The following is a 14,879-nucleotide window of genomic DNA, read 5'->3' as shown; positions in this document are numbered from 1 at the left end:
CGAATTGTTTTCATACATCTTCATCGAATATACTGAAAAAAAGTATCCTTTGCCACCTGTGTTCCCGCAACGAGATCCTCAATAATCACAAAGAGACGATTTTGTCCTACCTGTGCGTGTTCGAGATGGACTTCAAGGGGCAACCGTTCCCAATCGCTATTGCCCACCTGTGTATAGGACAGCGCGATCTCGGGTTGGTCAACAGTACCCGGCGTACGCCTCTGCTCTGTTTCCGCTGCCTTGACTGCGGTTGTCACGCGATAGCGGGTCTGCCCAAAGTCGTCTTTCGCCAAATTGTACACTTCGCAATAAAACGCGAGTGGATTGGGCGCACGAACAGTCCTCCGAGGATTGGGAACAACCTGCCAATTTCCCCGTCGAAATCGCGCAGCGCGCAGCGTATCCGATAGACTCTTAACAAGCATGAGATCGCTGATATGAAGCTGTTCTTTACCGTAGTCATCAATCGCTACATCGAGCGCGAGTACTCCTTGCCGCGCGGTCATAACATCGGTAACGGTCAGTGCAAGATGATACATCCCTGCGGGTACGTCCTGGCGCGTGATATCCACGACTTCCTGAGTAACGACAATTGAAGTATCTACAAAATGTTGCACTTTTTGCGTGTTTCGATACACCACGCGATATGCTGAATCGGCCAGCGCAACCGCGTGTTCGAGCACCACCTGGGGCTGTTGCCCATCTGTAACGACGAGCAAATTTTCAAGCGGTATGCCATACATAACATCCACGCGGGTTTTGCCTGCATTGCCTCGAAAGTCCGCCAGATCAAAGTAAAAAGTGCCCAGCGACAAACGAGGTGCTCTGCGAAATTCGTCGGGCTGGTTCACGGTAGCATTTTTGTAGCGAATTGCCGGAGCGTGTTCGGCAATGCGAATATTGTCTCTGAGCATAGTGGGAGGAATGGGCGGAATAGGGGCGAAATCAAACCCGGAGACACCACCCAATTCGCGTGTAAAATCGATGACTATACCGCCATCTACCTCGGTATAGACCCACGACTCCCAGGGCACGATACTGCGGTCGTGTTGCATGGTAACAGGCGCATAAGCTTCCTGAGAAGGGTCGCTGCGAGTGGTTTCTTCGCGGCGTCCTTCAACCGGGCCAAAGGTACTCTGATCGGGAATATCGATTACCTGCCTTTCGCGTTCAGCAGCAAACCCGCGATCGCTCCGAATGGGAAAAACCGGACCAATCAATTCACTGTCATTGGGATCCCGATACAATTCTCGGTACACCTTTTCCTTCACTTCCTGCACGCGCGTTGAAGGCAGCGAGGAAACCCATCCCGATCGGGCGCGGTAATCGGGTTCACCATAGCGGATATAGACTTCACCACGTCGATCCCAGGGATAATTTTCCCGCCCAAATGCCCAGCGCGCTGTCCAGACCCGTTCGTAGTGCGCCAGTTGGCGCTCGTTGTACGCGCTGGACAAATTCGGATTTTTTGCACGCCAAAACCGCGCCACATACTTTTTCTTTTCTACATCGTCAAGCGCGTGGTAAATCTCTATTTCCTCCCCTGACAATAGTACCCGAATATCATCGTAAAGCTGGCGTTCACGCGCGTCAATTTGCGCGAGGAATCGCTCGAATAATTGGGTCGATTCCCCGTAGCGCTTCACCCGTAGTGCTTTGATTGCCATAATGGGCAACAAATGCGAGGCTTCGGGTTTTTCGCGTGCGATGGGTGCGACAAAACGGTCGATATCCCGATAATTTTTTAATTGCAACAGACTTCTACCCATCCACTCAGCGACTTCGTCGTCGGGGTCGTGCGCCAAATAAACCTGGTAAAACGCCCGTGCCCTTTGATGGTCTTCGCTGTCGGCATACCAATCGCCCAGCACGCGGTATGGCGGGAGATATGTCGAATCGCGCCGAATGGCGTTTTCGGCAATTTTAACCCCATCGACCATCCCCTGGTCGAGAAGAGCCTGTGCTAAAAAGCTGTACGCATCCAGATAATCTGGATCAGATCGAATTGCAGATCTGAGTGCTTGCACCCCGTCATCGAAATACCCGCCCCGCCTCAGCAGTACCAGCCCTTTTCCCGCGCGCGCCTGTGCCGGCGCATCGGGAAAAATCATAGCTTTTTCAAATGCTTCTTCAGCCTGCTTGAGCAATCCCCGCTCGAGATAGGCATGACCGAGCACACTCCACGATTTCCCATCTTTTGCCAGGTCGCGCAACGCTGCAATCTGCGTTTCTGCTGCCCCTGCCCCATACTGCGAAAGGTCTTCACCGAGCCGCCCCATGGTCGCAGATACAATATCCGCCATTTTGTCCCATCGCCAGACCCTTCGCCCGGTTGAAGACCCCATCCAGAGAATTTGCCCGGTCTCTACTTCAATCAAACGCAACACCAGACCGATATTGTCTGTTGCGCCATCTTTGCCCAGCACGAGCAAGCTACCCGTCAGGATGGCCTCCGCAAGCGTTGTTTCTGATGCTTCCCGGCGCAAATCGGGACTGATGCGAGAAAACCGCCCGTGCTCCTGTCTTCCTTTTAATGCCCCTGGTACGAGAGAAAACAGGCCATCGCGCTGAATCGCATTTTTGAGGTGCATTTCACAATCGGCAGCAAGAGGTAAATAATCCGTGGTATGAAGCGGTTGCAGGAGGATATGATGTGGCAAATGCTCAGCCTCTGGCGCTGGTACAGGTGTTTCCACTGCGCCAAATCCAAGCGAAGACCGCACTTCGGCAGCGGGAATCTCTCCCACAGATCGATGCGCTCGCGTCCAAACCCAGGCCGGATTGTCCCGCACATCGCCAGTCCAGACAATCATACCCGTCCGAAGATCAATGAGTTTGAGTTTGATCAAATAAATCCCTGTAAACGCTACAGAACCCGTCAAGAGATAAGAGGCGGGAACCCTTTTGCTAAGGAACTCGCGTAGATCGGGAGAAAGCTGTCTATCTGTCTGATCTATTTCCCCCATCAGCACATCGGTTTCTATTAAAACAAACCGCGCCCTTCCCAGAGCTGGCACATAAGCACGGCGATGGAGTTCATAGGCGATGCGATCGGCCATATAGACGCCATAATCGCCATTGTAAGGAGAATAAAAGGGCGCGATTGCCAATCGGAAGGTGGCAGGCGGCTGAGAAAAAGCACTGACAGGCAACAGAAACGCTGTCAGTACATAAAGACATGCCAGATAGAATATTTGTCGCCTCAACAATAGCCTCAAACCCGGCCTCCCTCAATTTATGGACACTGACAGGGAAACTTGAGCTGGCCCAATCACCAGATGATCCAATACACTGGATAACCAGACCGCCGCGAGCAAGCCCAGGAATAGATTGGCCCGTCCCGCGCGAGATTCCACGCGTTCAAAATTGCGCGTAAATGCATCGGAATCCGTACCTGCTATGCGTTGACCCAGTTGCAAATCATTCAAACGCGTACCGCGATAGGTATTATATGCACTGCGATAGGATATATCGGTCACAAGCCAGGCCGCAGCGAGCACCGCTGAAGCCCCCATAAAGCCATATCCTCGTTTTTTGTGTCCGCGGTACAATTGTCCCCACCCTGGCAAGAGAAGCGAACGACCGGCAGCCCCCCAAAATGTAGTTCCTTTAAGGGTTTGTCGCACTGTTTTACGGCGCATGTCCAAAAACAATGCTCGCGTATCTACAAGTGCTTGATCGGGGGGGATGTCCATAATCCCCTTGTTGGTCTCTGGATCCAGGTGAAGTACTTCAACAAGTGCCAGACGCGCACGAGCCGTATCGCCAGAAGCCATGTGAATGCGCCCCAGATCAAAAAAGATCTCGGCTCTCCGACTCTGCTGAGGTCTATCTAACAAAGGCACCACGCCCAACAAGCTCGGAAGATGAGAGAGCGTCTCAAATGCGGTAGCATAATCCCCTGCGCGATAGGCGGCCTGTGCTCTTTCAATAATTCCCCGATCATCCGCCCAAGCCGAACCTATCGCCAGACAGAACCACACCCAGACGAATAGACTACGGTACATACGTTATGACTCCCCCACTTTCATCTGAAAGATGGACAAAATTTCTGGCTGATCCACCGATAGTTAGATCACCTGCTGAGAATGCGCTCGAAGGCAGTGCCCATAAGAGAAGTGGTGTCCCATCTGTCTGAAACACGCGCACCTGCCTGCGATCCAATACAAAAATTTGCCCTGCGGCATTGAGCGTTAAAGCGCGCGGTTCGATCTGAGTATGCAGCACAACCTCCCACGCAATATTGTTGAGCACTTCTCCAGAAAAGCGCAAAACCCCTCGTTGAACTCGATTTGCCCAGGCGGCCCAGATAACACCATTGTGAACTGCGATATCCACGGGATCCTCTTCGAGATCGAAAGTGCCCACAGGAGAACCCGCGGCAGAATAGACGCGTAATTGCCCGCCTGTCGCAATATAAATCCGCTGTTGATCGTCCTGGGCCAATCGCACATGCGAAGACGCGCTTACCCAATTGTCGGGAATACGCCACACCGTGTTATTATTTATCAGTTCGATACCCACTACTACAACGCGCCCTGACCGATCCAGACCCCCGATATAAGCGCGTTGAAAAGCCCCCTGCCCAGCAAGCGAAGGTCCAGCCAGATCCACCGATTGCGACACGAGGTCGTTCAATCGCGGAAAAGAAGTCCCGACCAGGTGGCGTGATAGCGCGTTGGGAATATCGACACTCAGGGTATGTCGCAGGCGAGAAAGCGAAATCTGATTGGGGCGAACAATCAGGGCGAGCATGTCGGCTTCGCCATCGGAATCTGCTGCTGCAAGCCTCATCCGCTCATTCGTTCCGCTTAGAGCCTCTACGATGTGTCGCCCCACTTCGCGGTAAAATTGCACACTCACACTGCGACTTGTGAGCCGCACATCCGTCGAAAGGGGAGACCTTGAGACACGCATAGACCTTATGGCATAAGTATAAGAGCGGTTGTCGGAAATCGACCGATCCCAAAAGGAGGTCTGTGCACGGCTTTGTATGACTGCAAGAATTTTTTTATCACCACCTTCAGGCGTCCTCAGAATTTCATAACTTCTCGCCGTGTTTCCCTCATCATGCCAGACGAGCTGCACAGCAAGAGCAACGGGGTCGCGCCGAATTTCGCGTAAACCAGCACCGGGGATAGGGACTTCAACAGCAGAAGTACTCACCAGGCCACCCTCACTGTGTTCGGCAACCACGCGGTATTGCAGGCGCTCGCCAGCAATCAGTTTTTCGTCTCGAAACGCACCCACAGTCGCGTATTTACCATTGTCATCGGCACCGGAAGAAAGCTCAATATTTCTAAAATCGGAAATATCTCGACGCTGGAGGACAAAGTTCTCAACGCGCTTCTGCCCGAGATACTCCCACTGCACAGTGACCACTCCCCAGGTGTTCTCCTCAACATTATAGGAGGCATCGAGAATGTGGATAAGCGGTGTATTGTATGGGTCTATGCTCAGATCTCTTTGGGGGTTATAACATCCAATCAGAAGGCCCATAGCACACATAAATAGCAAATGAGAGAAGCGGTTTCCCATTTTTGTACCACGAGAAAGGTGATAATTGATTAACAGGCTTCAATATATTGATATGAACCATGGATAAACAAGTAGTTTTGTCGAACAAGGGCTTGCAAAAATACCTTGCCTTTCTATTACAGCGGTGTTAAAATTTATAAAGCAGGTAAGTAAAAGCCGTCAGCAGTCAGCAAAACAAGCCGAAAGCTCAATCGCATAAGCCCGCAATTCTTTCTGCCGAGATGAACCATGAATAAAAAATCAGATCCGTGGATTACGCCTGAAATCCCGCGTATTAAAAATCCAGCCTGTGATCTTAAACGCACGTACAAGCACGTATTTCGCATCAGCATGGTGATTGCATTTATCTTGCATGTGGGCATAGGGCTTATGTTTCCCACATTCACATCTGGCACGCGCAAAATAGAGCGACGCACCATCATCATCGAGACCGTCGATATACCGGAAACCCGTCAAATTCACCGCGCGCCGCCACCGCCACGGCCGTCTATTCCCATTGCAACCGAAAGCGAGGATGTGCCCGACGACGTCACTATTGAAACTACCGACCTCGATTTCGATAAGGTCGATCTCCATGTGCCCCCACCCCCTGGTGAGACTACTGTAATAGAAGAACCAGAAGAAGAGATACTCGAATATTTTATGGTCGAAGAAAAACCCGTGCTCATCCATCGCGTAGCACCAGTATATCCCCCGGTCGCTCTCAAGGCGGGTATTGAAGGCACCGTTCACTTGAAAATACTGGTTGACAAAGCCGGAGTAGTCGAACAGGCCAATGCTGTCAAAGGCAAAGAAATTTTTTACAAAGCGGCCCTTCAGTCCGTTAATCAATACCGTTTTAAGCCAGCCCGTCAAAATGATAGACCTGTTAAAGTCTATCTCGTCATACCCATACGTTTCCGAATTACTCGATAATTTACGAACGCAAACACCAACCCCCCGACAAGTTTATCGGGGGGTTGGTTATTTTTAGACATTGCTGTTGCACACCACTCATCTAAGCATTTGCAATTCTGCCCACAGTTCTCGATACGCCTGAGTTGCCTTTGAATGCGGCTTGAAGCATGCCACGGGTTGTCTCGCCCATCCCATCTGTTCTACATCTGTCGTGTAAGGAATTTGCGCGTTCAAAAATTTTCCCTCGCGCTCGCCCACCTGTGCGATCATTTCCCTGTGCATTGTCTTGCGCTGTTCAACCATTGAAAAAAACGACACCATTTTTTTGCGCTTTAATTTATTTTTTTTAAAGAACTCTACCAGTTTTTGATGCGTCAACATCGACAGAGTTGTCGGAATACACGGAACAACCACATAATCGGCTGCCCTGAAAACATGCTCGGCAAGGAGCGTCAGATTGGGCGGGCAATCGAAAAAAATATAATCGTAATCTTTCCGCATCGGCGTCAACAGACGCTTCAAATAGCTTTTGTTTTTTGCCCGCTCGTCCAACCCCAAATCCATATTGCGAAAAGACATGGCCGAAGGCAATAAGTCCAGACCTTCAAAGTCCGTCCCTCGAATATTATTGTCTAAGTGCTTACCGCCCTTCAAGAAACGCTTGCGCCCAAACTTTTTTTTGGCTCGAATGCGAAAATTAAAAGCCGCAGCCCCTTGAGGGTCTAAATCGCACAGCAACGCAGTCGCACCAGAACGGACCGCTTCATAAGCCAGATTCACAGCGGCGGCGGTCTTCCCTACGCCACCTTTCATGCTGTATAAAGCAAAGATACTCACACCCGCTCCTCAATGAGATTCACTATCCAAATAAATCGCGGTACAAACGAACATTTTTCTTTTTTGCATAAACGGCAAACGCACTGGCAAATTCGTGCCGAACAGCTTGCTGCTGGTCGTGCAAACGCGCAATAAGCCCGCCAATAGCCGCGGCACAAAGCAGGCGGTCCGCACGCCGGCTGCGGGGCAATACTTCGTTTAAATAGGTCGTCAATTCCCACTGTTGTACCGATAAATCGTTAAAATCTCCCAGATTATCCTGCAATTTCTTCATAGACCCGATGAGTTTATCCATCTTATCTTTAGGAAAAAAAGAGGCAAAAAATTCTAACAAATATCGCAATTTCTTGCAGTCGATTCGCAAATCGTGCAATGCCTCGTCGGGCGTATGGTCTCCTATCGCCTTGCCCCTTTTGAGCACCAGCTTAAAACGCTTAAAAATAAATTTTCGCGCAAGGGCTATAGCCGGCACAGCGGAATCTCTCCCCCTCTGAGACTGTGCCCCCTGCAAAAAAGCCGCCCATGAATCCATCAGGTCCAGATATTCAGGTGCATCGAGAATCTGTACCATATCGTTAAGGGCGCGCCGTCGCTCACTTTTTAAGCGCGAAAACACGGCATCCAGCCCGGGTTGTAGTGACCGGGGCAACATCGCGCGATAAGTCTCTTCATCGAGCAAATACACATCCAGATCGCGCAACCGATTGGTCGATCTGCCCAATTGCCGAAACTCATCCTTAAAATGTGCTACAGCACCTTCGGGCAAAACGCCTTTGATTTGACTCAGCGCCGACCGCGTGCGCCGAATCGCAACCCGAAAATCGTGCAGAAATTCCGTATCCCAATCCGTGCGAATGCCCGTTTCATTTTGGCGCATCACATCGTTCAGACATCTCAAAATCTCACATGTTGCTTCACGCCCACTCGCCTCGTGATTCAGGTCGAGATTCAGCTTTGAAGAATAATCGCCCGGCACACACCCAGCGAGATCCATCACGCGTTCAAATACATCTTCTGCCACATGTGCCACATCCAATTTTCGGAAACGACGGCGTAAATTCTCAAAATCGCGCTCATATCCCCGCACGCTTCGGCAAGTCAAAGTCGCAATGTGTCCATTTTCTGTGCTGGTATGCGTGATAAACAACCGAACAACCGTCTTTTCATCTGCATTTAAAACGCCAAATTCGCAAACCTTCTGCCTCACCTGTGCTCGGAGTAACAGCGTCCGAACAGAGAGCGCCCCCCGCAATGTGTCGCGCAATTCGCCCTCTGGGAACATCCACCAGAAGCGACCTTCCAGATGTTGTTTCATTTCGATCTGATCGTGCGGGTATGCACCATCTGAAATTCGTTGCAAATACACCGCATTTCCCGTTTGTATCAGCGCGAGTCCCTTCTGATACAAACGCCAGTCAAATGTATCGTAATACTGAATAATTTCCTCTTTCTCAGGCAGAGATTTACTGTATTCAAGCCCAAGTGTTTCTATTAGATCCGAACCAGCAGGCTCGCGTAAGACATAAGTTTCACAGCGCGTGATCATTTGAAATTCCCATCAATGCCAGATAGGCATTTTTATAATGACTATCATCGGTCACTTCTCGTCCGAACCAGGGGGGCGGGACAAAGCGCGAACTTTCGTCTATGGTCTCAAACTCGACTTCGGCCACTACCAGGCCCTTCAGGCGGCCGCGGTACACATCCAGTTCAATCGTCCATATTCCTTCGGCTATCTCATAACGCACTTTTTCGACCCGCCTGCCCTCAGTTAAAGGCCAGAGGGTATCAAATTGCGCTCGGCTCAATTCCACCTCAACTTCCGTCCGTTGCACACCCTCACCAATTTTCACAGTCTGATAAAATCGCTTGCCCTTGTGACGCAAGCGGACCTCTGGACCATTCTCGCCTACTGAAATATAGCCCTGTGAGATTTCTACTCCTGTACAGACCGTTAGATCTGGCATCTTTCGCACGCAAAACTTTCGTTCAATTTCTTTGGTCATAACAAAACGCGAGTTCCCAGATGAGAAAAGCAGGGCGGATGCTTTATCCCCAGTAATCGGGGAATAGTAATGATAACACACCTTATCATTGAAAGCAATTTTTAAGATAATACACGGGGTTTGATGTAGCCATGCTTTCTCTATCGCATCGCACTGTTTTTGGTGTATATTGAAATTTGCAAATAATAGTCTTGTACTACTACGCCAAAAGGGAGATCGCACTATGTCACTCGATGGAAAAAAGGCTCTCGTCACTGGTGGACGCCGCAATATCGGTCGCGGCATTGCCCTTGCTCTGGCTCAGGCAGGCTGTGATGTGGGCATCAACGACCTGGAACGAGATACCGATGCCGACAGGACCCTGGAACTGATCCGGGATCAGGGGCGCGAAGCCGACTTCTTTCAGGCTGATATATCCGACAGTGCACAGGTAGAAGCAATGTTCACCGCCTACATAGCTCGTTTTAACCGCCTCGATATCCTGGTCAACAACCCCTATGCCGGAAGCGGGGCTACCTTCCTCGAAATCACCGAAGAAAACTGGGATTTGACTCTGGACGTATGTCTCAAAGGCTTTTTTCTTTGTAGCCAGCAGGCCGCCCGCATCATGGTACAACAGGGCGGGGGTGGCTGCATTGTCAGTACTTCTTCAGTCCATGCCTATCGCGCCTGGCCCGAAGATACGGCCTACGGAGTGGCCAAAGCGGGTGTGCTACGTCTCACCGAGAGCATGGCTGTGGACTTAGGTCCCCACAATATCCGCTGCAACGCCGTAATGCCGGGATATATGGACCTGACCCATGTTTTTGGCACTCAGGCTCCGTCTGTAGGTAGCGCGTCCGACAACCTCAAAGCCAATATACCCTTGCAGCGCCGCGGCACCCCCGAAGACATCGGACGAGCCGTTGCCTTTCTCTGCTCGCCCGCGGCCGGTAATATTACCGGTGCCTCCCTACCGGTGGATGGCGGTCTCTTGACCACGGGCGTCTAATGCTGGTGATACCAATTTCAGGTTTTGTAACATTTTGAGATGCGTCGGCTTTGTAAAATTCAAAGTAGGCTTCTTCGGGTGTGTCAAAGTGCATCTTGTATTTGGTCATTTGCGTTCTCTCTTAACCGTTTTTGCCGTATTGGTTTTCCACGCCTCTGTTGTGAAACGCGTACCAATCGTCATCGGTCAGATATTTTGGTTCGCCAAGCTGACGGGAAAGCACGTATTGTCGGCACATGATTTCCAGACGGTGGGCCTGGTTGACAGCGCGTTTTAAGGTTGGTCCGTGGCAGACCATGCCGTGGTTTCCGAGGAGACACGCGGTGCGGTCATAGAGCGCTTCGGATGCGTCTTCGGCAAGCGATTGGCTGCCAAATGTGGAATAAGGGACACAGGGTACATCGTTACCGCCAAACACACCCATAAGGTAGTGAAAGCCCGGTAGGGTCATCACATGGCACGATACCGCAACGCAGTAATCGGAGTGGGTGTGAACCACTGCTCCGGCTTTGGGGTGCTTTTTATAGATGGCACCATGCATGGGCGATTCCGAAGATGGTTTGCGGTCGCCTTCATACTCACCGTCGAAGGTGGCTTTGACAATCGTTTCTGTGGTAATATTGTCTGCGGTTGCGTGGTTGGGAGAGATGAGCATTTTGTCGCCAAATCGGACGCTCAGATTGCCAGAGGACATTTCGTTTAAGCCAAGCTCTCCAACTTTTTTATAATAAAAAACCAATTGCTCGCGTAAGGCCATTTCATAAACGGGATCATCTTCCATATGTATTCCTTTATTGGTTTTTATCTGCTTTACGCATCTGCTCCAGGGCGGTATGAATAAAATTGTCTTCACCAACACCGCCCGCTTTCAGTACCAACGACAATGGATCGCTCCCTGAACTATGACAATAACCACCGTTGAGAACGTCGAATGTCGCCACCGAAACTTGCTCTATACCTAAAGATGCCATGACGGCCCCTGATGTTTCTCCCCCCATCACAACAAATTTACGTACACCGTGCTGATAGAAATGCTGGGCAACACTGGACAGAAGCTTATCGGCAAGTGTTGCAGCGCCTTCGCGGCCGAGCTCCGCCTGGGCTCTTTTTACGCCTTCAGGATCCGTTGAGGTACCCACACCTACAGGCCCTTTTTCTAATCGGTCTTTTGCCCATTCGACAATGTGGTCAACCATGTTGGCGTCTTGAGCTGCTTCTAAAAGGTCAATGCGAAACACCGGATGCGTTTGCTCGAAATGCGCAAGTTGCCGGACTGATTTTCCCGTGCAACTCCCAGAAATAACGGCTTCATAACCAGGTGCAGGCGGCAGTAATGTTTTCGGTTGGCTCTTTTTGTCCCTCTGCCAGTTGCGCGCAAGCATCACAGGGAGTAGATCTGCGCCAGTGCTCAATGGCAAATCCTTGGACAGTGTTGCCAATTGCTCAAGATTCGACTCGTCAATCACGTCGACAATAAAAAACTTTACGCCCAGGGTCTTCTGCTCTGAAATGTAGTTCTCGCAAGCGTCTGTTCCTGACGCCACAATTTGATATGGCAAAAGACCTACCTTGACCTGACTTTGTTTCTGTAGTACTTCAACAAGATTGGAATTGGTCATCGGTGTTACAGGATCATTGCGTCTCGGTGATTCGTGTAGCATGATCGACCCGAGAAACAACCGCCCTTGATAGATTGTTGTGTTTTTCCAGATGGGACAAAAAAATACGTGGTCGGCCTGGGTCAAGTCCATCAACGTTTCTGCCACAGGCCCGATATTGCCACGTGCTGTAGATGAAAAGAGCGCACTGTATTTGTAGTATATCTGTTTCGTACCTTTGGCGAGCAGAGCTTCAGCCGTGCGTTTTGCATCGGCACGGGCATCGTCAGGGGGTTGGATCAGGAGTTTTCGTCCAACGACCACAGCTTGTGCATCGTCGTCGAGTGTATTGAGTGCATCACCAGATGTTACCAGTGGACAACGCACGCCTTCTCTTTCGAGCAAACTCGCGACCATCATCCCACCTGTGAGATCATCTGCGATCACACCAAGTTCAAGCATCGTTTTGATCTCTCGAATTTTGTGCCTCAGCAACGACTTCCTGCATGCCATCCCACTCACTCCAAGGATCACACAGTTTATCGATAGAAATTTGCCATGGATCATAACCTTCGGGATAGTCGAGAAATTCGCCTTCCCAACCGCGGTCGGGGTGATCGCTGTCTCCTCGCACTTTGGCACCACCGGGACGATGGCGACGCAATCGATAGTAGGCACTGATGCGTGGGTCTGCGCCCAAATCGTTGCGGGTACCGCAATGAGGAATACCGTGAACCGAAATAAAGGCATCGCCTTCTTCAGCGAGCACAGGGGTAGGCTCAGGCCACATAAGGCCATCAGGTGTGAACTGCGCGCCCTCACGATAATGATTGGCGATCCATTCTGGAAGCGTATTGATACCAACACCCTTGTCACCAACACGCTTTAAACGTGGCCAACCATGGCCTTCAGGGCCGATGACGCCACCTTGGTCGCGTTGCTGCCTGAAGAATTCAGCCGTGTGATGATGGGCACCCCGAAGGACGGCAAAGTTGCCATAGCCAAATTTGGATTGATCGCTGAGGACAACAACGGCAAAGCATGTAAAACTGCCGAGGGAGAGCGTGCAATCTGGATTCTGAAACAAAGGCGTACCGTTTACCCCGAGCACGTTGGCACTGCGATCTCCAAAGTGTGGCGTTTTGGGCACATGCCAATCGTCCACTTCGTCCGCTGTTTTGGGAATGGCTCCAGACCACTGGCCATCAATGTGCGGGAAGAAGGCGTGATTGGGCACTTCATCGTCGGGCAGACCGTGGTTGCCGATTTCTCTGGATGGCTCGCGCGGATACAGGACCGGTGAAAAGCCGTGTGTCGGAGGATCGAATGGCCCCATCGTGTTGGTGAGGATGTCGGTCAGCGCTGTTTTATTAATGAGGTCTGTGATGGCATCTTCACAGCCGACATAACGGTTTCTTCTTTTGGGCGGATCCATTGTGCCGTTCAGGATTTTACCTGCGGTGATGTTGACCAGCCGCCGGGCACGTTGGGTCAGCTCTTTGGGCACGATGTTTTTGAGGATAATGTACCCATCTCGATAGAAAGCGCGTTTTTGCTCGAGGGTGAGTTCGGTTGGACCGTCTGAGCGTGTGTGTTTCATAACTGGCCTCTTTCTGGTTCGGCACTGCTAAGGACTAGGGCATTCTATTGCGAAAGGATTCCACCATTTCGGGAGGCCCACCATTCTGACCGATGAAGTTAAGAAATGCGTCGTAGAGTCTTCGAACTTCATAGGCGCTCGAGTCGAACCGATTCTCGTTTTGACCTGGATCGGAAGGCAGATGGTAAAGCTTGTTGGGCGGACCCTGGTTCTCGAGCAGAAGCGTCCATTCGCCGTCAGTTACCTGGCCCTGGGGATTGCCACCATCGGGACTCCAGCCGCCGACCCACGCGCCATGCGTGATGGCGTAATCGTGATTTTGGTCGCCGCCATCCAACACGATGGGCAAAAGGGAATTGCCCTCAACCGGCCCAGAATGCTCCGTGTTGAAGACGTCCAGAATGGTCGGTGGAATATCAATGATGCTGGTTAATGCCGGCGTTCTCCTGGGCGTGGCTTCTGGATAATAGATCATCAGCGGAATGTGAGCGACTTCCTCATACATATCAAAGTTCTTCGCCACCAGACCATGCTCACCCAGAAGAAATCCATGATCGGCCATGAAGATAATCATGGTCGAATCCATCAGTCCCATATTATCTATTTTCTTCAACAGGTGACCAATCCACGTGTCGACGAGGCAGGCTTCTGCACGGTAAAGCACTTCTGCTCGCTTTGTGGTCTTCTCGTCCATTGGATTCGATCCGTAAGGCGGATAGATGGGTTCAGGACCCTCGTAGTCTTCCTTCTGGAATCGCCGAACGTACCAATCCGGCGGATCCCAGGGCTCATGTGGATCGAACGTGTCGACCATAAGATAAAAGCTTTCGTGCTGGTAGTTCTGCTCCAACCATCGTGTTGCGCTGCGCATTGTCGTGGCGACAAATGTATCTTCCTCTTTCTGCCGAAAGGCCGTGTTTCTCAAATGATTGGCCAATCCCAGCGGAAGTTGCTCGGGATGGGTCCGCGTATGTGTGCGAAAGCGTCTTGCGGCATCTCCATAGTAGTCAAAGGGCTGAGTCCTCAAATGATCGGACTCTTGACCTCGAATCCACTCCCATCCTGTGAACCCCCGATTGTAGTTGAACCCGTTATTAAGATGATGAGGTGTATCTGCAATCATCATGGATACGACACCCGCATCTGAAAGCGAATCTGCTATTACGGGAATGTCCCGCTTGAGCGGTTCCCAGCCTCTCCTGCACATACCAACCTGGCCGGTGACCAGTTCACCTCGAATGGGTACGGTGGGAAAACTGCACACGTAGGCACGGTCGAACAGGACGCATTTCTCGGCAAAAGCATCGAGAAACGGTGCGTGGCCTCTTCCCCCGAATACTTTCAGATTATCGCGTCTAAATGTGTCTGATATGATGTGTATAACGTTCATGATTGTGTTCTGCTTTCAGTTT

At 51.0% G+C, this 14,879-nt stretch carries 11 protein-coding genes; 2 read left to right on the top strand and 9 right to left on the bottom strand.

Going from position 1 to position 14,879, the window contains the following annotated elements:
- Nucleotides 1-20: 20 nt before the first annotated feature.
- From F4Y39_07835 to F4Y39_07825, 3 genes are read right to left on the bottom strand one after another with little or no spacing between them, the layout of a single operon-like run.
- Nucleotides 21-3,218, bottom strand: coding sequence for a GWxTD domain-containing protein (locus F4Y39_07835; protein MYC13624.1), 3,198 nt, complete (start codon nt 3,216-3,218; stop codon nt 21-23).
- A gap of 12 nt (nt 3,219-3,230) precedes the next feature.
- Nucleotides 3,231-4,007, bottom strand: a complete 777-nt coding sequence (locus F4Y39_07830; protein MYC13623.1) for a tetratricopeptide repeat protein — start codon at nt 4,005-4,007, stop codon at nt 3,231-3,233.
- Complete coding sequence (locus F4Y39_07825; GenBank protein MYC13622.1) at nt 3,997-5,499, bottom strand: hypothetical protein; 1,503 nt, start codon at nt 5,497-5,499, stop codon at nt 3,997-3,999. Before F4Y39_07825 ends, F4Y39_07830 begins: the two co-directional genes overlap by 11 nt.
- 267 nt (nt 5,500-5,766) lie before the next feature.
- Between F4Y39_07825 and F4Y39_07820 the strand changes: the two genes are divergently transcribed.
- Nucleotides 5,767-6,453 carry an energy transducer TonB gene (locus F4Y39_07820; protein ID MYC13621.1) on the top strand — a complete coding sequence of 229 codons (687 nt, stop codon included), beginning with the start codon at nt 5,767-5,769 and terminating at the stop codon, nt 6,451-6,453.
- A 78-nt stretch (nt 6,454-6,531) separates the two neighbouring features.
- Here F4Y39_07820 and F4Y39_07815 read toward each other — a convergent pair whose 3' ends face one another.
- Genes F4Y39_07815 through F4Y39_07805 form a run of 3 tightly spaced genes read right to left on the bottom strand, consistent with a single transcriptional unit; the run spans nt 6,532 to nt 9,278 of the window.
- Nucleotides 6,532-7,272, bottom strand: coding sequence for an AAA family ATPase (locus F4Y39_07815; GenBank protein ID MYC13620.1), 741 nt, complete (start codon nt 7,270-7,272; stop codon nt 6,532-6,534).
- A 22-nt stretch (nt 7,273-7,294) separates the two neighbouring features.
- Nucleotides 7,295-8,818, bottom strand: a complete 1,524-nt coding sequence (locus tag F4Y39_07810) for a CHAD domain-containing protein (protein MYC13619.1) — start codon at nt 8,816-8,818, stop codon at nt 7,295-7,297.
- Nucleotides 8,802-9,278, bottom strand: a complete 477-nt coding sequence (locus tag F4Y39_07805; protein ID MYC13618.1) for a CYTH domain-containing protein — start codon at nt 9,276-9,278, stop codon at nt 8,802-8,804. Before F4Y39_07805 ends, F4Y39_07810 begins: the two co-directional genes overlap by 17 nt.
- A 223-nt stretch (nt 9,279-9,501) precedes the next feature.
- Between F4Y39_07805 and F4Y39_07800 the strand changes: the two genes are divergently transcribed.
- On the top strand, nt 9,502-10,269 hold the full coding sequence (locus F4Y39_07800) for an SDR family oxidoreductase (protein ID MYC13617.1): 768 nt from the start codon (nt 9,502-9,504) through the stop codon (nt 10,267-10,269).
- A gap of 121 nt (nt 10,270-10,390) precedes the next feature.
- Here F4Y39_07800 and F4Y39_07795 read toward each other — a convergent pair whose 3' ends face one another.
- The 3 genes from F4Y39_07795 to F4Y39_07785 all read right to left on the bottom strand — a co-directional run bounded on the left by F4Y39_07795 (nt 10,391) and on the right by F4Y39_07785 (nt 14,857).
- Nucleotides 10,391-11,050 (bottom strand): class II aldolase/adducin family protein, encoded by a 660-nt coding sequence (locus F4Y39_07795; protein ID MYC13616.1) that lies wholly within the window; start codon nt 11,048-11,050, stop codon nt 10,391-10,393.
- A gap of 10 nt (nt 11,051-11,060) precedes the next feature.
- The gene (locus tag F4Y39_07790; protein ID MYC13615.1) at nt 11,061-12,665 is read right to left on the bottom strand and encodes a four-carbon acid sugar kinase family protein; all 1,605 of its coding nucleotides are present in this window, start codon (nt 12,663-12,665) and stop codon (nt 11,061-11,063) included.
- An 836-nt stretch (nt 12,666-13,501) separates the two neighbouring features.
- Complete coding sequence (locus F4Y39_07785) at nt 13,502-14,857, bottom strand: sulfatase (protein ID MYC13614.1); 1,356 nt, start codon at nt 14,855-14,857, stop codon at nt 13,502-13,504.
- Nucleotides 14,858-14,879: the final 22 nt, after the last annotated feature.

It is taken from the genome of Gemmatimonadota bacterium, from assembly GCA_009838845.1.
Taxonomy (GTDB): domain Bacteria; phylum Latescibacterota; class UBA2968; order UBA2968; family UBA2968; genus VXRD01.
The sequence above is the reverse complement of the archived record's forward strand: the minus strand, read 5'-3'. Positions and strand labels throughout refer to the sequence as shown.